Below are 23,375 nucleotides of genomic sequence, written 5' to 3'. Positions count from 1 at the left end.
TCCTGAATTGCATTGGTCTTTCGCGGCATGCCGCTGGGCCTGCGTCGGAGAAGGCGCCGGGTCGGCGCTGGCGCACTCGTCATGGCCAGCGTCGCTTTCGATGACCCGAATGGCGGCGACCGGGCACTGGTTGGCCGCAAGCCGCACGGCGGCGTGCAGCGCCTGCGGGGCCGTCGCCACGCACACTTCGGCCACGCCGTCCGGTTCGCGCTGGCGAAAGGTGCCCGGCAGCGTCAGCACGCACTGCCCGGTCGTTCCGCACAGATCCTGATCGACTACGACGCGCATCTCAGCCCTCCTTCCCATGCAGCCGTACCGGCAGCGCGCGGAATGTCCTAAGGAACGCGGAGGGCTCCCGGGTCGGCTGCTCGGCCAATGCCAGCGTGGGGAAGCGCGCCTGGATCCGCGGCAGGCTCTCGGCCAACTGCACCCGGGCCAGTTGCGCACCAAGGCAGAAGTGGATGCCGTGGCCGAAGGTCAGCATGATCTTCCCGTCGATCGACATGCCAGGACTGGTGCCGTAGAACCGCACGGGATCGAAGCGATCGGGATCGGCGAAGGCGTCCGGGTCGCGATTGCCGGCCGCGATCAGCACGCGCACGTCCGCGTTCTTCGGGATCACCACGCCGCCCAGTTCGATGTCGCGCTGGGCGATACGCGGAATGGAGCTGAACATGGCGGGCGCGTCATAGCGCAGGGCTTCTTCGACGAAAGCCTTCACCCCCACGGCATCTCCCTTCAGCCAGTGCCGCTGTTCGGGATACGCCAGCATCGCCAGGACCGCATGGCCGATGGCCGCGGCAGTGGTGGCGAAGCCGCCCAGCAGCATGCCCCAAAGCATGCTGATCAATTCCGCATCCGACAGCGTCTCGGCATCGTCGTCGTGTGCGCCGACCAGCATTGACACGATGTCGTGGCGGGAATCGGTGCGCTTGCGCTGTATGAGGTCGCCGAAGTAGGCCTGCACCCTGGCGCTGGCCGCGTCCCCCGCGGCGAGCTGGGGATCGCTGGCGTGCGGGCTCAGGCCTTCCAGAATGGCGCTGATGCCGGTGATGAGCCCGAGAATGTCATCCGGGGGCATGCCGAACAGTTCGCCGAAAACCAGCATGGGCAACGCCAGCGCGAATTCCTGATGCAGGTCCACTGCCTCCCCGCGCTCCAGCGCGGGCGCCATGCCGTCCAGGCGCGCTGCGACAATGCGAGCGATGGTCGGCCTCAGCTTGTCAATCTGGCCCATGGTGAAATCGCGCGAGATCAGCCGGCGCAGACGCGTATGCGTTGGAGGTTCCTTCATCGCTAAAGTGGACGCCAGCAGACTTAGCGACAGGCTGGTCGCCGCCCGCGGGAAATAGCGCGCCAGTTCGCCTGGCGCCGGCCCCCGAAAAGCATCGCCCGTGGCCTTGAGCGCCCAGTAGATGTCGGCGTGGCGGCTCAACAGAAAGAGGCCCGACGCCGCGCGATGTACCGGATCGTGCTCGCGCAACCACCGCATGAATGGGTACGGGTCCTGAATGCACGCTGGCGACGCCAGTTCGGCGAAGGCGTCCTGGCATGATGCCATGGTGTCTTGCACGTCCATCTTGGTCACCTGTTGACTGGCTGATCTGATCGGCGCGGCAGGCGCGCCGGCAATTCGAGAACATCGGGATTCCTGGTGGCGTCCGCGTATCACCAGAGCACCGGGAACTCCTCGAACCCGCCAGTGATGATCTCCCTGCGTAACTTCAGTTCTTCGGGCGCCACGGCCAGGCGCAGCGCGGGAAAGCGCTGGAAGATCGAACCGAACACCGCCTTGAGTTCCAGCTTGGCCAGCGCCAAGCCGACGCAGTTGTGGGGCCCGTAGGAGAACGCCAGGTGCGGGTTTTCGTCACGTCCGATGTCGAAGATTTCCGGGTCGTCGAAATGGCGCTGATCGAAGGACGTCGCCGGCAGGCCGACCAGCACTTTGCTCTCCGCGGGAACATGCACGCCCGCGATGGTCACGTCGGTCCTCGGATAGCGCATGATGCCGTCCCAGCCGGCGCCCGGCGGGTACATGCGCAGGATTTCCTCTACCGCCTTGTCCACCAGGGATGGATCGCCAACCAGGCGTTCGCGCTGTTGCGGATGGCGGAACATGGCCAGCAGGCCGAATTCGATCTGCGCCACGGTGCTCTCGTGCCCCGCCACCAGCATGCCCGCCGCCAGGCCGATCGCCTCTTCCTCGGTCGCCTTGCCCTGGTCGACCGCCGCGAGCAGATCTGTCAGCACGTTGTCGCCCGGATCCTGGCGCTTGTCCCGCATCTTGCCGCGAATGTAGGCGCGGAGTTCTTCCCAGGCCAAGCGCGACGCGCTTCGCGGGCCGCTTTCATGCTGGTGCGTCATCACCTCGTCGGACAGCCCGGCGAAAAAGGCGTGATCCTCGTAGAGCACGCCCATCAGCGCGCCAATGACCATGGCGGGAAGCGGAAAGGAGAGGTGGCGCCGCAGATCGGCGGGCTGGGGCTGGGCCGCCAGCGTCTCGAACAACTGCGCGGCAATCGCCTCGACCTGCTGCGCGAGCAGCTTCACCCTGCCGTTGCTGAAGGCCGGCGCCACGATCGTGCGTAACCGCGCATGCTCGCCCCCCTCGTGCGAGACCAGCCATCCTGGCGAACCGAGAATCACCGAATCCGGGGTGAATGCCGCCGGCGGCATTCCCGCGGGCCGGAACGCCGCGTCGGACAACACCGCCTTGGCCTCGTCATAGCCTGTCACCCACCAGCCTTCGTGCCCGGACGGGAAGCGCACGCGGTGGATCGGACCGTTGGCCCGTAGCGCCAACATCTCAGGCGAGGGCTCAATGTGATCGACGCGCCACATCGGCAGCGTCGGCAAAGGTTGTTCGGACATGGGTGGCACTTCACTCTATAGCGATGGAAGGGCGGAAGGTGACCTGCGGGCGCTGCGGTAGAGAAGACCTAAGACGGCATGGAGACGACGTCGTCGGAAGGCAGACCGATTATCAGGATCGGCTAACGCTTAACGTCTAGGCAAATGCTCGGCGAGATGCAGAACGTTATCCTGTACCTTCGAGGTCAGGATAAAGTCGGTGTGGTCAGCCTTTGACTCGCCGCCGGCCAAGATTTCCTGCGCGAGGGTCGACAAGGGCGGCGAGCTGTTGGGTAAGGGCGGTTTCGCCGAGGACCCCCTGCCCATAGACGCTATCCGACGCGGATTTGACATTTTGCTTTTCTTTCTTCGTTCCATTCGTGTCATCCACGAAATGAAAGTCGGTCGGCGGCTCCCGGCCCGCAACGAAGGTGCTTCAAATCTCGTGCCAATTTGGCCGCAGCAGAAAAAATCGTGGCAGCTTCTCAGCGGCTTAGCCTGAGGACAGAGAAGAGCTAGGCGAAATAAGCCGGTGTCGCGGGCCAACAAAGGCGACGGTACAGTGTCGGACAGAACGCCTCGGGCGACCTTTAGGTCGGGCCTGCGACATTCTGGTCTAGTTTCGAACATAAGAGGGCGGCAAACAGACACGATTGGGGAATTCGATCCTCACGGGGCCAGGGCACTTGCCCAAGAGCGCGCGCTGCGACACGCGCATGTTCGCGATAGCCGTGCCTGCGCTCCCAGGAACGCTAGCGCCACACGCTACGCAATGACTGGAGTGCCCTCCAGCCTCAGGTAATGCATCGGCTCGGCTTCCGGTTCGTCTTTGCCCAGCCGGGGCTGACGCGCCGAATATCCGCACCGTACAGCATCGTTGTTGCCTGTGTGACGAGGCGGCATAGCGCGCGCCCGATCTTCTAAGACACGGCCTCCGAGAAGAAGGGGCGGTCCAACAGCACCTCTATTTGAAATGGCACGCCGCTTGCTGCTCCTGGTTAGAGCACCATCAAATCACGATGAAAGCGACTTGCACCATGCCCGACGCGCGAAGCTCTAGACAGTGGCCTGAGGAGACGGTGCCCGTTCCCGCTGAACATCGGGACATCGTCTCCTCCGGGCGCCATAGCCGTGGAAAGCGAGCAGCTCGACGGTCTCCAGTTCGCTCAGATCGATTGCGTTCGGTGGCAAAGACCAGCAGCCAAGACATTCCCCGGCATGGAAAAAGGAGGTTGCTAACCGCGAGGTCCTCACTCCGTGCCCGGCAAACGAGCCTTTGCTCGGTATTGCGCCAGGCTCTGCCAGAATCCAACGGCAGTTTTCTTCTTTAGGAGCAACTTGATGACAGTTCAAAAGAAAGTCCCCTTCGTCACCTTTCTCACGCGCGTTCACGATAAGTCAGTCCAGGGGCCAAATCCATATCGCTGGGAAGAAAAGACATCTGACGACTACTTTGCCGGCAAGCGGGTCATCCTGTTCTCGCTGCCTGGCGCCTTCACACCAACCTGCTCGACCTACCAATTGCCCCAGTTCGAAGAGCTCTATGATGAGTTTGAGAAGGAGGGAATTGACGCGATTTACTGCCTCTCAGTCAACGACGCCTTCGTCATGAATGCGTGGGGGAAGTCCTTGAGCCTGAAGCAGGTCGAGCTCATCCCCGATGGCTCAGGCGAGTTCACACGCAAAATGGGCATGCTGGTCGCCAAGGACAATCTCGGCTTCGGGATGCGCTCTTGGCGCTACGCCGCCCTGATCAACAATGGCGTGGTGGAGCACTGGTTCGAGGAGGAAGGTTTCTCCGACAACTGCGAGGCCGACCCCTATGGCGTCTCATCCCCGCAAAACGTTCTCGAAACGCTGAAAGCCGCCGCTTGACCTAGAAAACGTCTCACTGGTGCCAGTGCCGGCCCCAAGAGGCTCCTCGACAGGATTATCGCGCTCACCATGCAATCCTCAGCAAGCCTGCTTCAACGCCAGAAGCAATCCATGGTGGCATCGCCTCAACTCATTGAGTCGATACGCTTGCTGCAACTGGCGCATACTGAACTGCATCAGTTCGTGGAGCGGGAAATTGAGAAGAACCCGCTCTTGGAATCTGCATCAAGCGATGGCGGGCCTTTTGACGACGTTTCGATTTCGGGACCGGATCAGCCTGTCGGCCCTGGGGCAAACGCCGTTGAAGGACCGACCGGGGGAGGTTCGCCTGAACGGCTCGGGCAATGGAAATCACTTCGCAACACGACCAACAACCCGCCCGGCAATGGCCCTTCCCTCGACGAGTATGCCACCCTCGCCGAAACATTGCACGACCATGTCGCTCGTCAGATCGCCCTCACGGCGTTCACACCACAGGAGCGGCTGATCGCTGGCCAGCTTGCCGCCGATCTGGAAGACACTGGCTATCTTCGGGCAAACCTTTTGGAGCTGGCCGAGAGCCTGAATGTCCGTGAGGCTGTTGTGGAACGGGTTCTCGGGACGTTGCAGCAATTTGATCCACCGGGAGTTTTTGCGCGAAATCTCAGAGAATGCCTCGAGATCCAGTTGCGCCAGCGAAACCGGCTCGACCCGGCAATGGCAGCTTTGGTTGCCAATCTTGAAATGCTTGCGCGACGCGATTTTGAGGCGCTGAAGCAGCATTGCGGCGTCGATGAAGAAGACCTTCTCGACATGATGCATGAGATTCGGGCGCTCGATCCCAAGCCTGGGAACAGATTCCAATCCGGTGCGTCTGAATCAATCATACCCGACGTCTGGGTCACGCCCTCGCCGCAAGGCGGGTGGCAGATCGAACTTGATCCCGCCACGCTGCCGAAGCTGCTGATCAACCAAACCTACTATGCCGAAGTCACGCGTCAAACTGCGCAAAATTCGAAAGATCAAGCATTTCTCGACGAATGCTTGCAAAACGCGAACTGGCTAATCCGCAGCCTCGATCAGCGCGCCAAGACGATTGTTAAGGTTGCGGCTGAAATCGTGCGTCAGCAGGATGCCTTTTTGGAACATGGCGTCGCCCACCTGCGGCCTCTCAATCTTAGAACCGTCGCTGACGCGATCGGCGTGCACGAGTCGACGGTAAGCCGGGTGACCTCGAACAAGTACATGCTTACCCCGCGCGGAGTCTTTGAACTGAAGTATTTTTTCACCGTCGCGATCGCGTCCTGCCAAGGCGGCGATGCGCACTCCGCCGAAGCTGTCCGGCATCGGATCAAAGCGATCATTGCCGCAGAATCTCCCGGCGACGTGCTTTCCGATGAGGACATCGCTGTCCGGCTGAAGGAAACCGGCATCGATGTTGCGCGCCGCACCGTCACAAAATATCGCGAAGCAATGAACATCCCCTCCTCCGTGCAACGCCGCCGGGAAATGCGCTTGTGTTTTTAGATTTGGGTCAAGGCAGCCAACATCACGTTGCATTGCATCAAAGTGGAGACTTCGTTCATGACCCAATCCGCAGCAGGCGTCATGGACGCTGTTCTGCACGACCCAGAAAAGCCCGTCCCACCGTCTGGTCCCGCATGGGGTGCGGTCATTTCGCTTTCCTTGGGCACATTCGGGCTGGTCACGGCAGAGTTTCTGCCTGTCAGCCTGCTCACGCCCCTCGCGCATGATCTCGGTATTAGCGAGGGAGCGGCTNATCATCACAAAGCGCCTGGACCGCAGGACCGTCATGTGGACCATGACGCTGCTGCTGATCCTGTCGGACGTTCTGGCGGCCGGCGCGTGGTCGCTGGCGGTTCTCCTGACTGCACGCGTCGTGCTCGGCATAGCGCTCGGAGGCTTCTGGTCGATGTCGGCAGCACTGGCGATGCGGCTCGTTCCAAGCCACCTCCTGCCGCGCGCTATGTCGATCATCCTTACCGGCGTTTCCGTAGCTACCGTCTGCGCAGCTCCAATCGGCGCTTACGTCGGCGATATCTGGGGATGGCGAAGCGCCTTCATGCTCGCCGCAGCCGGCGCCGCCGCTACACTGCTCGTGCAACTCATAACCATTCCGAGACTGCCTCCGATTGGAGTGGCTAGCTTCCGAAGCCTGCTGGATGTGGCCAAGATTCCGATGGTCAAAATTGCGCTTTTGGTCGTCCTGCTGGTCGCTTCCGGCCACTTCGCCGGAATCACCTATATCCGCGCCTTCCTCGAGAAGATTCCCGCGCTGGATGTCGAGACGATCTCGCTTGTGTTGCTGGCTTTTGGCATCAGCGGATTCTTCGGCAATCTGGCCGGCGGGCTTCTGGCCGAGTACAGTCTCAAGGCAGTCGCGGCCCTTGCACCGCTGCTCATAGCGATAGCCGCTGTTTCGCTGCTGACGGCGGGAGCATCGGCCTTGGCCTCGGCGATTGCTGTTGCCGCGTGGGGGTTTGCCTTCGGCGCCGTGCCAGTGGGATTGCAGACGTGGATGGTACGGAGGGCCGTTCCCGAGCAGGCCCAAAGCGCCGGTGTGCTGCTGGTCACAGTATTCCAAGTGGCAATCGCAGCCGGCGCGATTTTCGGCGGACTATTGGTGGAGAATGCGGGGATTACAAGCGCCATTGCCTACAGTGCTGTTGCCACGTTCGTCGCTGCCCTCATAGTGTTCCTGGTCGGCCCGAAGCGCGAAACCTAGACCGCCTGACAGAAAAGGCCTCAGCAGCGCAGCGGGACGAGAGATGCGATGCACGGCGCGGCGCGGTTCTCCACACGATTACGCATGGACCAGCGCAGCTGCCTCGCCGGCTTCACCTCCGGGCCATGGCGACCTTCGCCGCCAGACACGCGAACCTCGCCGGCACCGGTTTCCATTTGGCGACGGTGAGCGCTGCCGGCGCAATGGAACCCTTGCTGGCGGTCATACCTTTCACGACAAGCCGGCATTCTGGGCAAGCGACAGCTACGCGCCGGCCATGCCCGTCAGAACGCCGGTGACGATGCCGCTCGATAGCGCAGACAGGTCGCGAATTGCCAGTCGTGTCAACGGCGGCCGGATTATCGTCGATCACGCGTACCTTGTTTCGGCCGCAGACTATCGTTCGGCAGCTTGTGATCTTGACCACATAGCCTAGGAGCTATATATGACTTGCGAAGCCGTTTTTGGCGATGAGTTCGACGGGGAGTCGAGGCGTTGCACCAGACAGTCCAAGATGAGCTATTGGCCTCGGCTAAGCTGCTCGGTGTGTTCGGGCCCCAGCTGGGGCGACCGCATGCGGACCTTGAATGACTCGTCGTTCGCGAACATGAAAGAACTTCGCTTCGACGCTGATGATGGTGTCTGGCGGGTTGCGTTCGCATTCGACCGGAAGCGGAAGGCGATCCTGCTCGTCGCCGGCGATAAGTCGGGCGTGAGTGAGTAGCGCTTCTATAAAAGTCTGATCGCCAAGGCGGACAAGCGCTATCAAGGGCATCTCGACCGTTTGGGGGCGGCGAAGAAGGAGAAGAAGTGATGGGACGCAAGCTTGACGACCTAATCGCTGCGCTCCCCGAGGATCGTCGGGAGCGGGTCGACGCGCGTTTCGAAGAATTAAGGGGAGAAGTCGAGAGTCTCGGCGATTTGCGGCGTGCCGCTGGAAAGGCCCAGGCCGAAATCGCTTCGGTCCTCAAGATCAAGCAGCCTTCGGTCTCGAAGATCGAGAAACAAGCCGACATGTACTTGTCTACTCTTAAAAGCTACGTCGAGGCGATCGGGGGGCAACTCGAACTCGTCGTTCGCCTTCCCTCACGCGCGGCCCTCCGTATAGAGCGGCTCGGCGACGTGGTGGCTCCCAAAGCCGTCTCCGTGCATAGCGTCAAAAGAGCGGCAGGTGGACGTAATCGCACAAAAGCCGCACGCGCCGGCTGACCTCACTCTGTTTCGGCTAAAGACTACCGATGGGCGAGATGGTCTCGTCGATGGGAGGAGTAGGAGGTATGAGCAACGTCCTAGTTAAGCCAGCTCGCGGCAAGGTAACGGAGGCCGACATAGGTGTGAGCTGCGGATGCCGGCGACTTTGGCCGCCTCCTGGACTGCGCGGTGTAATTGCCTCGATGAGATCGGCGCGGTGAAGCTGCGCCCCGGGGAACAGTCAGCCATGGGGGAGCATCACCCCGCGCCACCTGCCTTCGCGCCACCACAGCCGGAGCAGTTCCAGAAGTTGCAGCGAGAGCATAGCGTTGCGGTCCCTGCGTCCCTTGCCCTGTTCGACGCGGATCAGCATGCGTGTCGAGTCGATTTCGTCGATCTTGAGGTGCGCAACTTGAACACGCGCAGGCCCGCGCCATAGGCGACGCCGAGCGCGGCCTTGTACTTGATGCCGGGTGCGGCTTCGAGCAGCCGCGCCGCTTCCTCCACGCTCAGCACATCGGGCAGCTTGCGCTGATACCTCATGATCACCAGCGCACGCGCCAGATCCCGCCGCTTCAGCCTCACGAGGAACAGGAACCGCAGTGCCGAGACCGCGCCATTGATCGTCGCAGGGCCGACGCCGCTCTCATGCTGATGCAGCTGGAATCGACGGATGTCCGCAGCCGTCGCCGTGTCGGGCGAGCGGCCAAGGAACACAGCGAAGCGCCGGACGTGACGAACGTAGTCCTGCTGGGTATGGGAGCCCAGGCCACGCATGAGCATGTCGTGCTGCATGCGCTGGCGAAGCGGAGAGATTGGTGCATCGGTCGACAGGGTAGCCATGGCGAGTTCCTCTCGTTGAACGGAACTCCATGGTCAGATCGACGCCTCTTCCCGCTCAAGTCAAATGGCAGTCGCGCCATCTCAGGCCGAGGCCCTTAAGAAGTTCAAAGCAGCGATAGCGGCACGGCGCCTAGAAGGACCGTCAGATCCAAAATGTTAGAAGTCTGTACAGTTACCCTTTGCCGACAATTTCGACCAACAGGCGGTTCAAGCCGTGTGGTAGCTTGCGATCACCGATAGCGCACTGCGACGTTCGTTCGAAACCTTTTCTTTAGCTCGTGTTCTGACGGTGCGCCTAGCGGTCAGCAGAACCAATTTACGTTGAACAAAGCCAATGAGTGATCACCCTATTACAATTGCACAACTGAAGCGGGCAGTGTCGGACGGCTCGCTTTGGCCTACAGTGTCGGCAGTGAGTTTCGATTCCCTCAGGGGTGTCGGCACGGTCCTTGCGGACATGCACAATGATGACACCTTCGACGGAATTTCGTACTTTGAGGCACTTCCTGTAGCGGAATTCTCAAACCGAGACAGATCGCGAATAGCGCAGGTCATTGAGGGCTTTCTAAGCAAGATTCAAGATACAACGGAGCGCGTGGTTTCGCTTGTTCATACGTTGGGGGACAAGGCGTCTGACGACCTCGCCTACCATATAGGCCAAGGCTTCGAAGCATGGGGCGCGGCCAATCCAGCGCAAATTCACCAAGTGGCAAATATCATCACGGAAACAGACCGGGACAGCGACTTCCTGGGCACAGTCCTCCAAGCGTGGAGGGCGACAGCACCATCTGAAGCGCTGAATGCAGCCATTTCCTTCTCCAAAAGCAAATGGCCCTCCATTAGACGCCAAGCGACTTATGTGCTCGGCGCCTTTGACTCTTCTGACGGAGACGACACGCTTGCGACCGAGCGGCTCGCTGATTTGATGTCGTCGGATGATCCCCAAGACCAGCGCGCTGCTGCTTTTGCAATTATCCGCCTGCTTGAGAGGCAGACCGATAAGTCAGCTCTGCTTGTCGCGAAACTGGAAGAGGCAGCCGATCGATCAAACGAAAATGCCCGTAACGAGTTGATTGCTGGGCTTGCCTATCATCCCGCTGCCTTTCCTCCCTTACTCAAAGAAAAGGTACTCGCGTTGATGAAGTCCGTCCAAAGCGACGATGCCAGGACGCTCGACCTGACCGACACTGCACTCTACAGCATGGATATTGATCGGGACCGCCATCTCGTTTTCGAGACATTGACTGCTATCTTAAGTCAGGAAAGGGCTGCTCCTCCTCTGAAGAAATTCGATTCGCTGGTGCACAAAATCCAAACGTCAGCTGGTGATGCACACGGCTGGTATGTCACACGTTGGCTGCTGGATGGTGATTATAAAATCTGCAGCCAACTCGACGCATTCTTTCCCCCTTTGGACAAGTCAATTTACGATTTTCAAATCCACGAATTCAAGCTCAGAGACGCTGAGGTCTTTTATCTTGCACATAAAATATATGCATATCTGATGTTCAACCATGGGCCAGCTGTGTCGCTTCTGTCAGCATGTCTGACGTCTTTGAAACCGCAGAAACGAAAGCTACTAGAGAAGGACATCACATCCTTCTGGCTTCGCAACTATCCAACCGACCTCGACCTCTTTGACGAAATTCACAATGCCTATCCGGGCAAGGGTCTCAAAGCCTCGATTGAACGAATGCAGCAACAGGTCGCTAGCTACCAAACGCCGCTACGTGCATTGCCACAAAATAGGGCGATGCAGCCGTCCATGTTGGAGCAGCGGGTCCAAGCTGAAATCGCGCACGAACGCAGCAAACAGATTGGCCGGATAGCCGAAGAAAGCTCTATCTTCGCAGGGTTGTTCCACAAGAGTACCCTTCTCTACGGGCGCTCATCTGTCGTCTACGTCTATCCCGACAGCTCCGGTGAGCCCATCCGGCATGTGATGCAGTTGCAAAGCTTTGAAACATCATCCGCATTGTTCTCTATCCGGCGCGCCTGAACTATCTCATCTATCGGCTTCGCGTCGAGGAGCGCCCGAAGTGAAGCTTCTTCTGAAACAATATCTGGCGTCCCTCAATGAGAGGGACGAACTCGACGTGGTATTGCCAGACATCATGAGCGAAGTCGGCTACACGGTGGTCTCACGCCCTAAGCGCGGAACTCGCCAATATGGCGTAGATGTGGCAGCGATTGGCCCCCATCCTCAAACGGGCGACAAGTCGCTATTTCTCCTTTCGATCAAGTCTGGCGACCTGACCCGGGACAACTGGACAAGGGGAAATCAGGCACTGCGCCCCTCGCTTGAAGAGATCATCGAAGTCTACATCCCCAAGCATGTTCCCCTTCGTTACATGGACTTGCCGGTCATAGTCGCGCTTTGTTTCGGTGGGGACATGCAAGAGGATGTGAGGCCGCAGGTCGAAGGCTTTATCGAAACGAAGACAAAACTCGGGAAGCTTGAGTTCGTGGAGTGGAATGGCGATCACATCGCTGACCTGATCGCCACAGGCCTGCTTCGCGAGAACATATTCCCGAAGACCATGCAGACATCATTTCGAAAGGCCGTCGCAATGGTCGATGAGCCAACCGTCTGTGTAGCGCATTTCGACGCCCTGCTGCGGCAACTGGCCGAAACACAGCCGAAAAACCTTCTCGATCGTCTGCGGCTAGTGCGTCAAATTTACCTTGCGAGTTGGACGGTCTTTGTCTGGTGCCGTGATGCGGAAAACCTCGAAGCAGCCTACTCGACAAGCGCCATCGCCACATTGCGAATGTGGCATCTATGTCGTGCTCATTTCGGCAAGTCCAAGCTCGCTAAACGTTTGGCGGAGGTGGTGCAAAAAATGATGCATCTAAACCGCGTTATAGCTGCATTGTTCATAGAGCGCCATGTCTTACCCTACTGTGCTATTGATGATGGTCTCGGCGTTTCCGTGCCATCTCCAGCTAGCGTAGACATCAATCTGAAATTGTTTCAGGCACTAGGGCGCCTGGCCATAAATGGCTTGTGGCTAATTCATACAAAATCTCTCACGTACAAAGGAATTGACCAAGCTTTTCAAACCGCGTTAGATTCCGAGTTGCAGAAATCGCTGAACATTATCTGTAAAACGATCCAAAATAACCCAGCTCTCTACACCCCGTTGCGAGACGATCACGCAATCGAGATTACGGTCGTTGGCCTGTTTCTAATGCAATGCAAGGCTTTTGATTTTCTACGCCGGTGGATTGAGCAAATCACGCTGTCTTCGATATTCAGTTATCGAGCCAACGGTAAATACCCCTGCGTCTTCCGCGAGTATGCCGACCTTGCAATGCACCCGAGAGCGGCCGAAGGTTATCGAGAGGAAGCGACGCTGGGCAGCATCCTTTATCCGACACTCGGCGTTTGGTTGGCGATCTTTCAAGACGCGAAGAGTTTCGCCATCTTGGCTGATTTCCACGCTAAAGACATGGCGCACAGTACCTGGCAGCTATGGATACCGGATACGACTTCAGAAGAGCACTTATATTTGAACTCGGAGGTACATGGTTCTTGTATTGCACACCTCGGGCCGACCAACGGTCCGGACGCTTTACTTGAACAGGTTCGCAAGGAGATCATCGCCTGTGAGGAATTCAATGGGCTTTCAGCAATGAGGTACGGACTATGGCCGATCGTTCTCACGGCTTGCCTGACATATCGATTGCCGATTCCACCCCATTTTTGGACGATGGCACTGCTTCCGGATGAGAGCACCATTGACACTTCGGGCAATGATTCCGATTAGTCCAAACAAAAGTGAAGTTGTGCGCCGACTTTGATCAATCTCCACCTCTCTACAACACTGCTAATATCACGTGCGCTGATATCGTTTTTGTCGGGGCCTCGAAGGGGGAAGCGGCATTATTTCGTTGCCACACAGTCGTTTAGCGGGTTGAAGCGAGATGTTCAGTCATTCTCTGCGGTTCAGCAACGCTGCCCAGTCGATTGCGGCAGTTCCGCCAGCGAGTGTAGGAGGGGCATCAGCACGAAAGTAATTTTCGCCCTCTCGAAAATCCACCGCGAGCATTCTCTCATCCGCGAATATGCAATTCGAGAAATCACACTTCTCGAAAGCATGTTTATAATTCGCATGATGGTTTAGTGAATCAACCGAGTCGACACGAGTGATAGCGCAATTCTTGAACGTCGACCTATCAAATCGACCATCGATCGTTACGCGATTCCATCGCGCTATTGTTACGCCGTTAAATGATGCATTTTCCAGTCGATCAATTTCGTATTCGTCATCGAACGGAAATTCCCCTCCAAAATATTTTACCGAGGCAAATCCTGGAATGTAGTGCCAGTATACAGGATCGTCGTCGTAGTGGTAATCCTCTTCGGGTTCCACAACGCAGAAGGTGATGCTTCGACCGGTGTTAAAACCCGCCTCATCTCCGGACCGCATGACGCCGGAAATCTCTTCTCGATGACGGTTGCCATGATAGCTGCGCATGTGATCTTCGACAAAATCAGCGAGCAGGTTCATTGCACTCCAAGCGTAGTCCCCTTGCCCGCTATGAATGAGCACGCTTAGAGTAGCGACACCGGCAGACACATGAGATGGTTTGCTTGGCTCGCTCAAAAGTTTAGCTCCCTCCTGAAGGAGTCTTGCGCGCCCTTCGTTCTCAGCTTGATTGGCCTGCCTAACGCTAATGGAACCTCGCCAGCTAACAGTGCAAAAAGTTACCAGCGCGAACAGTGCAACACCGAAAGGGGCAAGAGCTTGGGCCAAGCGGGTATCATGCTCGCCATCGAAACCGTCACCGAAAATGAACAGAAAAGCGGCTACGATAGCGACCGCCGTGAACATCGCACTGACGATAGACAACACATACCAATGCTTTTCGGTAATAGCTGGCCACTCGCCGGTCGTATCCCTACCCCTGCGTTCGGTCACATAATCCCCCAGGCTCGACGTTTATCCGCACGCACATGCCAGCATGGCGTCAGTCTTTTAGCGCTATAAATTCAATCGTCACGCTCGACCGCATCGGGGAAGATTGACGCAAGGTCTTCCTCCACGTCTATCTCGAATTCGGCGGCGAGCGCCGAAAGCTGCAATCCGAAGATTGCCCGCAACTCCCCCAGCGCAACGAAATATCCAGGCGTCAACGGGCGCTCGCCATAGTTATGCAGCCGGATCGGGAATCCATGATCGACGTCGTTGCGCAGGCGATAGGCGATGTTTCGGTAGTCAGGCGGCGCATCCTCCAGAAAACGCCGGGACGCTGTGCGTAGATGCCGGACGCGCCGTGCAGCTGGCGAATTCTCGGGAAGGTCGTTCAAGATTTGCGTAAGTTCATAGCGAATCTGAATCACAGACTGATCCACTTGGTCCGGAACCTCGAAATGCATCGGAACGTAGAGCACACGCCGATTCTCCAAGAAATTGAACAGCCGCAGGATCACGGTCCGTTGTGCGATTGGCGGATTCCAGCTCGCGCTAATACTGAGGAACCGATGCCGGTGAGCCTGCTGCGAATGGCGTCGAAGCTTCGCCGAACGATTGCCATCTACTGCCCCTCCACTCCAGATACGCATCATTGGCGCGGCAGGACGTAAAATGAAAGTCCGGCGTTTGGTAGGGTGTAACTCGCCGCAACAATCTAGTGAGACCGTTGACGCGCCGACCAGGTTGCGTTGTTTCCCTTGATGGTCGACGAAAGAGAGCCGCGGCTTGCATCGCGGCCCGAGCAATGTCCAACCACGATGATTTGGAACATCTCAATCTGTTGCTGATATTCGCTCCTGAGGAGCTCTTGCCGACCGAGCGTATTGAACGTGGCCTTGACCAAATTGCTATCTGCTCGCTCGCGGATCTACCGCCCAGGTTTCTTTGCGCGGCTGTTTCCGGCGGGAAAATGGAAGCTGACCCTAGACCCGAAAAAATCGGGACGTTTCCGGCTGGCTCAAGATAGCGAGGTAGAGCTTAGCTGCCTCGATATTGTGTCGATTTCCGTAAGCAAGGCCCTCTTGTGGCACACAGTGGAGATTCGCGCTCGTGGCAGAACAGATTCATTATCGGCATTGTCGGGTGACGCGGCCACACAACTGGCCGCAGACCTTCATTCCTTCATCAACACTCACCTCTTTGGGCTGATCGCCACCGAGAAGGATCGCCTGCACGAGGTCGACGAAAGGCTTCGTGAGCTTACCGACGGCAACAGACAGTATCTTGCACAGGTCGATCTGGGCAGGGCTGTCGCCGAAGTCCTTGGCGCCGCAGCGGCGGCCCTATCTCACCCGCTTCTAAACCCGGACATGATCCCGGCAGGACTGAAGGCCTCCCTTCCGGCCTCGTTCGCGATGATAACCGACCCAGGCGTCCGCCATGCCTACAACGAGGCTTTCGTCCGCTCGGAATTTATCAAGTTCCAGTCGTTCTTCGACGATCTCGACCGGCGCTCGTTTTCCAACCAGCAGCGCGAGGCCTGTATTCGCCTAGAGGACAACAACCTGCTGGTGGCCTCGGCAGGGTCAGGCAAATCCGCGACGATGGTCGGCAAGGTCGCATACGTCCTGGACAAGCAACTCTATCGGCCCGACGAGATTCTGCTCCTGGCCTTCAACAGAAACGCAGCCGATGAACTCAGGACAAGGATCGCCGCCCAGTTACAGGTCGCGGAGGACGCCCTGGAGTGTCGGGTCACTACATTTCATGCGCTGGGACGCGGAATCATTGAGGAGGTCGAGGGTCGGCCGCCGCAGCTCGCCAACTGGGTGGATCATCCCGCAGGCGAAACCAGGGTTATCGAGGCGATAATCCAGAACCTTGTCGAGAGCGATCCGGAATTTGCCCGGATGTGGGCCGAGCTTCTCGTCGTGCATCCCAAGGCCGACATCCCGATAGAGGTATTTGACGGGGAGGCCGACTACCGGCGCTACGTATCGGACACCCTTGGAAAGGATAGCGCCACGATCGGTTCCTTGTCCGCGGTGATCGTAAAGTCGTTGCAGGAGAAGAAGATCGCCAACTGGCTTTGGCTGCATTCAGTCGCCTTCGAATACGAACGGCAAATTGCGGTGGAGGAAGACGATGGCAGCGTCCGCCATCTACATCCAGATTTCTACTATCCGCAGACCGAAACCGTGCATGAGCATTTCGCGCTCGATGCGGACGGATGCTCACCCCTTGCGGACTACGCCAACCACGCCGAGAACAAGCGGCAGGCATATCGCCGCAATGAGATCGATTTCTTCGAGACCACTTCGGCTCAAGCCAGCGACGAGACGCTGCTCAGCACGCTAGAATCCGAACTGGCGCGTCGCTCAATACCTGTCGAGCGCAAGAGCTATGCCGAAATCACCAAGGCGCTCGATCCGGTCGTTATCAAGCATTATCACCAGCTGATATCGACCTGCTTGAAGCACATACGTGCTAGCCACCTCACGCTCGACATGCTGCTCGAACGCGCCAAGACCCTGCATGACAAGGAGCGCGCTAAGCTATTCGCTCGGTTGGTCTGGGCGATCACCCAGGGATATTCCCGAAAGCTCGAGGAAACCAGGCGGATCGATTTCGATTCGATGATCGCGGACGCGGTGCAGTTGGTTGAGAGCGGACGGTATCGAAGCCCCTATTCCCTCATTCTCGTGGACGAGTTTCAGGACATTTCCGAGCCTCGCGCTAACCTCGTCAAGGCGCTCAAACAGCAAAAGGCGTTCAGCAAGGTGTTCGCGGTCGGAGACGACTGGCAGTCAATTTATCGTTTTGCCGGATCGGACATCACCATCTTCACACGGTTCGAGGCGAACTTCGGGACCAGTTGGCAGGGGCGCCTGGAGCAGACGTATCGCTGTAACCAGCTCATTGCCGAGACAGCCGCCAAGTTCGTCCAGCGCAATCCCGAACAGATCAAGAAGTCCGTCCGCTCGACGCGTCCGGCCGTCTCGCGATCAATCCGTGTAATTCCCATCGATGATAAACGCGACAAGCCGGACTTTGCGGTGGCATGTCAGCGCCTGCTCGAACGGCTTGATGGCGCTCTGGGGGGTATTGCCAACCGGTGGCGCGACGAAAAGCGCGACAAGCTTAAGGTTCTGGTTTTGTGGCGCTACAACGTCCTCGATCCTTTTGAAGGAAGGCCGCCGTCCTTTGCCAACATTGAGGTGGCCGGGCTGTCGTTTCACCGGGCAAAGGGCCTTGAGGCCGACTACACGGTCCTGCTCGACGTCAGCGAGGGCAATTACGGCGTACCAAGCCGCATCGAAGACGATGAGCTGCTGAACTTGGTCATTCCCCGACCCGAGACCTTCGCCTACGCGGAAGAACGACGCCTGTTCTACGTAGCGCTCACGCGTGCCAGCCGAGGCGTCTACATGCTTACCAATCGCCGTCAGCCATCCCGCTATATTAAGGAGCTTTGCGAGATCGCCGGCGATGAAGTTCGCTTCGAGACGGTTGAGGGAGCGGAATTGAGCCAATGTCCAGCCTGCCTCGTCGGCCAATTGGTGGAGCGGCGCAACGAAGACGGATCGAAGTTTCGTGGGTGCAATCAATTCCCGGATTGCAAACACACTGAACCGAAAAGCGTAGTCCGTAGACGGTAACCGCCTGCACTCATTGTGACGGCGAACAGGGACCCTTTACGACTTCGCGCTCCTAACGAGCATTGAGCTGAGATGTGGCCGGACGGGGAAAGGAGGGGCTGGTAGATTTATCTCGGCATCGCTCAAAATTGCGATATACGAAAAGTGGGCGATGCGGATTTGACCCCATACCAGGAGCGAATACTTGAGTGATCAAAACGAAGCCGTAACGGCTGATCTGGTCGGGCTGACTGCAGACATTGTCTCTGCCTATGTCAGCCAAAACCCCCTGCCCGTCGCTGGGTTGCCGGACCTCATCGCGTCGATACATTCGTCGCTTACAGGCCTTGGTCAGCCGAATGTGCCCGAGCCGTCTCAGCATGAACCCGCCGTCAATCCGAAAAGGTCGGTGACGCCAGATCACATCATCTGCCTTGAAGACGGGAAGAAATTCAAATCGCTGAAACGCCATCTCGCGGTACACTACGGACTCACTCCAAACGAATACCGCGAAAAGTGGGGATTGAAGCCAGACTACCCGATGGTTGCGCCGAACTACGCGGCCCAAAGATCTACGCTAGCAAAGGCGGCGGGGCTTGGACGCAAACCGCAACCTACCCCGACCCGAAAGGCGCCTGCAAAACGAAAGCCAAGGGCTTCGTAAAGGCGGCGGGTCAAACCTCGGGCGCGCCGCGATGGGCATTAGCCTATCGAGAACGTGGGCCATGGCACCCAATTCGAGCGATCTTCGGCGACGTTGCGAGCTATGCAGAGCGTCCCCGATAGCAGAAGAGTGCTTCCTCGATAGTGGGTCGCGCGACGTAGCGGTCTGACCGACTGGAACACCGAGATAAGGGCTTCGATCAAAGTCGCAACACTGCGGATCGAGACCCGCCAATTTCCTTCATCAGCGCGCGCAATTCGGCTGGAGGCTCAAGGCAGAAAGTTCGAAAGCTTCCAACAACCCCAGTCGATTCGGATTCGCTTTCCTACCCTAAAACGGCAGACGTTTTGCTATGGAATATGCATTTAAGTCAATAGCTTAGACGATATCGGGTATCCGCCACCTTCAAGCAGATTGGAATCCGGCGCCGCTTGCGTCCGCAAGCCATGTAGCTGGCGCCTATTGAGCTAAATTTGAGATCTAGAGCAGATTGCCCTGCCTTTCTGGTATATCCACGGCGTAGTGCTCCATCCCGGCTTCTCACATCAGAATCGAGTCCATGTACGTAGACGCACAAACACGACGGAAAGTCCTCGTCCTAAAAGATGTGGCGGTTGAACACTTCAAGCATGAAAACTGGCTGGAGCTTGGCACTCTCACGGGCTGCTACGACTTGATCAGCTCGCACTCCCGGCTCCTGCGCAGCCTCAGCTTCGGGGACGACGACTACGCTGGCTGTGCCTTGGAGGTGTTGATGCGCATTGTTGAACGTGAGGAAGCCAACTTTTCCGAAGTTGACAATTATATCGGCGGCAAATTTGGGGGCGGAGGCCAAACGATCTCGAGCGCCGCCAACACCGGGCCTCGCATCTATTTTCAGCCATCTGCCTTCACTTTGCCGGCCGAATTACCAGACCCCTATCTGGTTTCGGTGATGATGCCGTTCTCCGCCGGCTTGAATGGCGTATATAGTGCGATTCAGCAAGCCTGCAGCCAAAGCGGCATGAGCTGTGAACGGGCCGACAATATCTGGAAGGAGTCGGCCGTCATCCAGGACATTTTCGGTCTCATCTACCGATCGTTCGTTGTCGTTTGCGATTTCACCGGCAAAAATCCCAACGTCTTTTATGAAGCTGGGATTGCTCACACGCTGGGTAAGCAGGTCATTCCGATCACCCAGTCTGCCGACGATATCCCTTTCGACCTACGTCACCATCGGTTTCTTCCTTATCTCAACAATGGTGAAGGGCTAGCGGCTCTCACAAATGCTCTCGCAAGCAGGCTCAGAACGTTGCATGCCAACCGTGATTCAGCCACTTCGGCGGCCGCGAATGTGGGCGTTTTTGGCTGACTACCAGGCGCTGCCCGATAGTCCCGCAGACTGTTCAGCAAGCTCGGCGCCGCTCATGGCATCGTGACAGAGTACACCGCCGATCGAAAAGCTATAAATCGATCAAATACTTAACTCGCATAATATCCATTATGTTAGATCACCGTGTCCCGGAGAGTCGGGGATGAGACTTCCCATGCCGTCAGCTAATCCCTGTTTGTCGCTCATCGTAGCCCGCAAGAGTTCGATGCCAGCCTTGCTGGGGACGCTATAACCTGCCGGTAGCCCTACTTGATGGATAGACCCCGCATCGTGCTCAAAAATCAAGGTTCTCCGCTCGGCCCGGAAATGTCCGCCAAGATGGTGTGCCGTCCCCCAATTGGCAATCAATTCAAGCTTCGCAGGTTGGAAGAAGGCAGGCAATTCGGCGAGGCGGTCGATCTGTTCCTCAATCCTCTCGAGCAGCACGGAAACTTGCTTGAGAAGCGTGGCCATGCCTTTGTTGCTGGTGTCGCCAAACCCAAATGCCAACCGCATGAAGCTGCCACGGGCGTCCTTCCTGGCATTGTAGCCGAAATAATGCAGCTTCTCGAATGCCGACATTGCACTGACCGGGTCAACGGCAAGGCTCTCGAACTGAGCGGCGATGTCCTCCAGGTCGCGACGCGGAGCGTTGGTAGACGAGAAGAAAGTACCGGCGCCGACTGACCCAATCGGGCGGGGTACTGTCTTATAGATTGGTGTCTGCGGTTTCCGCGGCGCCGCACCTTCCCGGCGCCAGCGCTTCCGCTCTGTTAATGTGGCTTGCTGCCAGTCTTCCATCTCCCTTTCATAACGGGCTTCATCCCGCGCTTCGGCTTCGAAGTCGCGCACCCGCTCTTCTATGTGGAGGATACCTCCGCTGCGCTCGGTCGCTGCCCGTAGGCCGCCCCATAGCCTCTGCATGCCGCTCCGCAGGGCTTGCCGGGTATCGCTATACTGCTGGAAGGCGGAATCCCGCTTCAGGTCTGCCAGATAGCGAACGAACCCAGGCAAGGCCTGTTTGAGTTTCGCTACTCTATGGAGAAGGGATGCACGATCTCTCGCCTGGGAATAATCCCGGTGCAACGCCTCAAAGTCTACACCATAGATCTTGGCCCCGCACCTATGGCCACATAGGAAGCGGCTGCCATCGTCAACGCGGATGACAAATCCCGCGAGATGATTGGGGTACTTGCAATGTGCACACCGGATCATTGACCGCTTTGAGCCTCGAAAATCGTATCCGAACTCCACGAAAGGCCGGCTATCGACGGGGGGAACACTTTGGATCAGCCCCTCCAGGCCTTCCGGGTCGTCGGTGGTGAACCTGATCCGGAGGAGTTCCTCGTCAGAAAGCCGACCCCAGCGGCCTGCCGGCTCGATAGGTTTGTTGAGTTGTGTCGCGGCACTCAATTCGATGCACCTCGCGAAAACTGATTCTCGCGACATCTGTACCATATAATGTGTCGTCAAGCGAATCGGTTGCCACATGTGGTGGGTGATGGGTACATTCACAGAAAGTGACCCATTTAGGTGTATCCGTAACGCAATGCGGCCTGTAGTTGCACAGCACAAAGACTGCCGCCGTCCCTTGGCCGAGGCCGTTCGATCACCTACAGCGTTATGGTCGGCAAGCCCCCCGGAGGCATTTCTAACCTCTTGAGGTTGGCGCCTTCCGAGCAACACTTGTTATTTCTACGGAGGAGTTGAAATGACTACCGTTACTCTCGAAGAGACCCTCATCCCGGCCAATGCCAAGGCGCATTTTCCGCCGGATATGAGCGTCGCATCTAGCCCGGCAACGGCCGCGCCGCGCAAAACGCGCGGCCGGCTCAAGCGATCTGCGCGCTCTGAGCTTGCCGCAATCCGCTACCTCACTGCCGCTCGTGGAGAAGAGCTTTGCCGCCGAGCGACTGATGGAAATGGAGGTGGGCGCGGCCACCGGCGCCAGCTGTGGCGAGAAGAACCCGTTGCGCACGGCCCAGCGCAACGGCTATCGCGAGCGCGACTGGGAGACGCGGGCCGGCACCGTCGAGCTGCGCATCCCCAAGCTCAGGAAGGGCTCCTACTTCCCCGGTTTCCTCGAACCGCGCCGCATGGCCGAGAAGGCGCTGACCGCCGTCATCCAGGAGGCCTACGTCCAGGGTATCTCGACCCGCTCGGTCGACGACCTGGTCAAGGCCATGGGTATGAGCGGCATATCCAAGAGCCAGGTCTCGCGGCTGTGCGAGGAGATCGACGGGAAGGTGAAGGCCTTCCTCGATCGGCCGATCGAGGGCGATTGGCCATACCTGTGGATCGACGCCACCTACCTGAAGGTGCGCCGCGGCGGGCGCATCGTGTCGGTCGCCGTCATCATCGCCGTCGGCGTCAACGTGGACGGCCGACGCGAGGTGCTGGGCATGGAGGTCGGCACGTCTGAGGCCGAGCCGATCTGGACGGAGTTCCTGCGCAAGCTGACCCGCCGTGGCCTGCGCGGCGTCAAGCTCGTCGTCTCCGATGCCCATGAAGGCATCAAGGCGGCCGTCACCAAGGTGCTGTGCGCGACATGGCAGAGGTGCGGCGTCCACTTCATGAGGAACGTGCTGGCCCATGCCGGCAAGAGCGGGCGCCGCGTCGTCTCCGCTTTCATCGCCACCGCCTTCGCCCAGGAAACGCCCGGGCCGCAAGCACGCAATGGCGCGCCGTCGCCGACCAGATCCGGCCGAAGGTGCCGAAGCTGGCGACAATCATGGACGACGCCGAGCCCGACGTGCTTGCCTACATGACCTTCCCCAAGGAGCACCGCGCCAAGCTGCACTCGACCAACCCGATCGAGCGCCTCAACGGCGAGATCAAGCGGCGCACCGAGGTCGTCGGCATCTTCCCAAATGATGGCGCCATCGTCCGCCTGGTTGGCGCTATCCTGCTCGAACAGAACGACGAATGGGCCGTGCAGCGCGCCAGATACATGACGCTGGAAACCATCAGCCAAATGAGCGATGATCCTCTGATCAGCCTGCCAGCCGTGGCACGCTGATCAGCCCGGCCCCATGCCGGAGAGCGCGGCGACCAAGCCGTCAGCTACACCACGCAGCGGGACACGATCCCCTCGTTCAAGCATGACTTTGATCCCCCTGACCATTCTATCAGGGGTTTCTCGTTGCCTGGCAAGCAACTTAGTCGCAATCGAGAGTTCTGTATGAGTAGCGCTTGACTTCATCGAGCGTCGCCTCATCCGGTCGACGGTCGCCCGAAGGTATGGTTTCCGGTTTTGGTGTCGGTGGCTCCGCCCCAGCCCGCCTTTGCAGCATGGCTTAGAAGCGCAGCAATGCTGTGA

The 23,375-nt window shown here is 58.4% G+C and carries 16 protein-coding genes and 4 pseudogenes; 12 read left to right on the top strand and 8 right to left on the bottom strand.

Features of this window, described 5'->3' with window-relative positions:
• Nucleotides 1–6 precede the first annotated feature (6 nt).
• The 3 genes and pseudogenes from X744_RS1000000176280 to X744_RS151825 form a co-directional block, all read right to left on the bottom strand.
• Nucleotides 7–288, bottom strand: a pseudogene (locus X744_RS1000000176280) (ferredoxin); the annotation flags it as partial.
• A gap of 1 nt (nt 289) precedes the next feature.
• The gene (locus X744_RS151820; protein WP_031260620.1) at nt 290–1,579 is read right to left on the bottom strand and encodes a cytochrome P450; all 1,290 of its coding nucleotides are present in this window, start codon (nt 1,577–1,579) and stop codon (nt 290–292) included.
• 89 nt (nt 1,580–1,668) lie between these two features.
• The gene (locus X744_RS151825) at nt 1,669–2,871 is read right to left on the bottom strand and encodes a cytochrome P450 (protein ID WP_023760416.1); all 1,203 of its coding nucleotides are present in this window, start codon (nt 2,869–2,871) and stop codon (nt 1,669–1,671) included.
• Between the two features lie 199 nt (nt 2,872–3,070).
• Between X744_RS151825 and X744_RS151830 the strand changes: the two genes are divergently transcribed.
• The 4 genes and pseudogenes from X744_RS151830 to X744_RS12500 all read left to right on the top strand — a co-directional run bounded on the left by X744_RS151830 (nt 3,071) and on the right by X744_RS12500 (nt 7,450).
• Nucleotides 3,071–3,352 carry a hypothetical protein gene (locus tag X744_RS151830; RefSeq protein ID WP_023760415.1) on the top strand — a complete coding sequence of 94 codons (282 nt, stop codon included), beginning with the start codon at nt 3,071–3,073 and terminating at the stop codon, nt 3,350–3,352.
• A gap of 839 nt (nt 3,353–4,191) precedes the next feature.
• Entirely contained in the window at nt 4,192–4,725 is a 534-nt protein-coding gene (locus X744_RS151835) for a peroxiredoxin (protein ID WP_023760414.1), read from the top strand.
• A 69-nt stretch (nt 4,726–4,794) separates the two neighbouring features.
• Entirely contained in the window at nt 4,795–6,231 is a 1,437-nt protein-coding gene (gene rpoN / locus X744_RS0137440) for an RNA polymerase factor sigma-54 (RefSeq protein WP_031260617.1), read from the top strand.
• Nucleotides 6,232–6,288: 57 nt separating this feature from the next.
• A pseudogene (locus X744_RS12500) lies at nt 6,289–7,450 on the top strand (MFS transporter).
• Nucleotides 7,451–7,592: 142 nt separating this feature from the next.
• On the opposite strand, the pseudogene X744_RS1000000175310 reads toward X744_RS12500, so the two are convergent.
• Nucleotides 7,593–7,832, bottom strand: a pseudogene (locus X744_RS1000000175310) (ABC transporter permease); the annotation flags it as partial.
• A gap of 192 nt (nt 7,833–8,024) precedes the next feature.
• Between X744_RS1000000175310 and X744_RS1000000174535 the strand changes: the two are divergent.
• Together X744_RS1000000174535 and X744_RS151840 are read left to right on the top strand one after the other, a co-directional pair.
• On the top strand, nt 8,025–8,174 hold the full coding sequence (locus X744_RS1000000174535) for a type II toxin-antitoxin system RelE/ParE family toxin (protein ID WP_198032246.1): 150 nt from the start codon (nt 8,025–8,027) through the stop codon (nt 8,172–8,174).
• Nucleotides 8,175–8,263: 89 nt separating this feature from the next.
• Nucleotides 8,264–8,659, top strand: coding sequence for an XRE family transcriptional regulator (locus X744_RS151840; protein WP_023760408.1), 396 nt, complete (start codon nt 8,264–8,266; stop codon nt 8,657–8,659).
• A 348-nt stretch (nt 8,660–9,007) separates the two neighbouring features.
• Here the strand turns inward: X744_RS151840 and X744_RS1000000175305 are convergent, their stop codons facing one another.
• Nucleotides 9,008–9,484: a phage integrase N-terminal SAM-like domain-containing protein gene (locus X744_RS1000000175305; protein ID WP_023760406.1), complete on the bottom strand. Its 477-nt coding sequence runs from the start codon at nt 9,482–9,484 to the stop codon at nt 9,008–9,010.
• A 334-nt stretch (nt 9,485–9,818) separates the two neighbouring features.
• Here X744_RS1000000175305 and X744_RS151845 point away from each other — a divergent pair, with 334 nt between their 5' ends.
• Together X744_RS151845 and X744_RS151850 are read left to right on the top strand one after the other, a co-directional pair.
• Nucleotides 9,819–11,483: a hypothetical protein gene (locus X744_RS151845; RefSeq protein WP_023760405.1), complete on the top strand. Its 1,665-nt coding sequence runs from the start codon at nt 9,819–9,821 to the stop codon at nt 11,481–11,483.
• 40 nt (nt 11,484–11,523) lie between these two features.
• Entirely contained in the window at nt 11,524–13,254 is a 1,731-nt protein-coding gene (locus X744_RS151850; protein WP_023760404.1) for a hypothetical protein, read from the top strand.
• Between the two features lie 165 nt (nt 13,255–13,419).
• On the opposite strand, the gene X744_RS151855 is transcribed toward X744_RS151850, so the two are convergent.
• Both X744_RS151855 and X744_RS151860 read right to left on the bottom strand, forming a co-directional pair.
• Complete coding sequence (locus tag X744_RS151855; protein ID WP_198032245.1) at nt 13,420–14,409, bottom strand: hypothetical protein; 990 nt, start codon at nt 14,407–14,409, stop codon at nt 13,420–13,422.
• A gap of 71 nt (nt 14,410–14,480) precedes the next feature.
• On the bottom strand, nt 14,481–15,053 hold the full coding sequence (locus tag X744_RS151860; protein WP_348626168.1) for a DUF6650 family protein: 573 nt from the start codon (nt 15,051–15,053) through the stop codon (nt 14,481–14,483).
• Between the two features lie 246 nt (nt 15,054–15,299).
• Here X744_RS151860 and X744_RS151865 point away from each other — a divergent pair, with 246 nt between their 5' ends.
• The 3 genes from X744_RS151865 to X744_RS151870 all read left to right on the top strand — a co-directional run bounded on the left by X744_RS151865 (nt 15,300) and on the right by X744_RS151870 (nt 20,056).
• The gene (locus X744_RS151865; protein ID WP_245266719.1) at nt 15,300–18,062 is read left to right on the top strand and encodes a UvrD-helicase domain-containing protein; all 2,763 of its coding nucleotides are present in this window, start codon (nt 15,300–15,302) and stop codon (nt 18,060–18,062) included.
• Between the two features lie 184 nt (nt 18,063–18,246).
• Nucleotides 18,247–18,705, top strand: a complete 459-nt coding sequence (locus X744_RS1000000172260) for a MucR family transcriptional regulator (RefSeq protein ID WP_084025495.1) — start codon at nt 18,247–18,249, stop codon at nt 18,703–18,705.
• A 559-nt stretch (nt 18,706–19,264) separates the two neighbouring features.
• Nucleotides 19,265–20,056, top strand: a complete 792-nt coding sequence (locus X744_RS151870) for a hypothetical protein (protein WP_050589558.1) — start codon at nt 19,265–19,267, stop codon at nt 20,054–20,056.
• Between the two features lie 129 nt (nt 20,057–20,185).
• On the opposite strand, the gene X744_RS151875 is transcribed toward X744_RS151870, so the two are convergent.
• Nucleotides 20,186–21,469: a hypothetical protein gene (locus X744_RS151875; RefSeq protein ID WP_156938579.1), complete on the bottom strand. Its 1,284-nt coding sequence runs from the start codon at nt 21,467–21,469 to the stop codon at nt 20,186–20,188.
• 503 nt (nt 21,470–21,972) lie between these two features.
• On the opposite strand from X744_RS151875, the pseudogene X744_RS01000000169925 reads away from it, so the two are divergent.
• Nucleotides 21,973–23,010 (top strand): annotated as a pseudogene (locus tag X744_RS01000000169925) (IS256 family transposase).
• The last annotated feature ends 365 nt before the right edge of the window (nt 23,011–23,375 follow it).

Origin of the sequence: Mesorhizobium sp. LNHC252B00, from assembly GCF_000502955.1 — a bacterium.
Classification (GTDB): domain Bacteria; phylum Pseudomonadota; class Alphaproteobacteria; order Rhizobiales; family Rhizobiaceae; genus Mesorhizobium.
The sequence above is the reverse complement of the archived record's forward strand: the minus strand, read 5'-3'. Positions and strand labels throughout refer to the sequence as shown.

Bases quoted from the DNA above. Each gene is read 5' to 3' on its own strand.
- X744_RS1000000175305 (WP_023760406.1), bottom strand. From the start codon at position 9,484: ATGGCTACCCTGTCGACCGATGCACCAATCTCTCCGCTTCGCCAGCGC.
- X744_RS1000000174535 (WP_198032246.1), top strand. From the start codon at position 8,025: ATGCGGACCTTGAATGACTCGTCGTTCGCGAACATGAAAGAACTTCGC.
- X744_RS151835 (WP_023760414.1), top strand. From the start codon at position 4,192: ATGACAGTTCAAAAGAAAGTCCCCTTCGTCACCTTTCTCACGCGCGTT.
- rpoN (WP_031260617.1), top strand. From the start codon at position 4,795: ATGCAATCCTCAGCAAGCCTGCTTCAACGCCAGAAGCAATCCATGGTG.
- X744_RS151845 (WP_023760405.1), top strand. From the start codon at position 9,819: ATGAGTGATCACCCTATTACAATTGCACAACTGAAGCGGGCAGTGTCG.
- X744_RS151840 (WP_023760408.1), top strand. From the start codon at position 8,264: ATGGGACGCAAGCTTGACGACCTAATCGCTGCGCTCCCCGAGGATCGT.
- X744_RS151820 (WP_031260620.1), bottom strand. From the start codon at position 1,579: ATGGACGTGCAAGACACCATGGCATCATGCCAGGACGCCTTCGCCGAA.
- X744_RS151860 (WP_348626168.1), bottom strand. From the start codon at position 15,053: ATGCGTATCTGGAGTGGAGGGGCAGTAGATGGCAATCGTTCGGCGAAG.
- X744_RS151825 (WP_023760416.1), bottom strand. From the start codon at position 2,871: ATGTCCGAACAACCTTTGCCGACGCTGCCGATGTGGCGCGTCGATCAC.
- X744_RS151870 (WP_050589558.1), top strand. From the start codon at position 19,265: ATGTACGTAGACGCACAAACACGACGGAAAGTCCTCGTCCTAAAAGAT.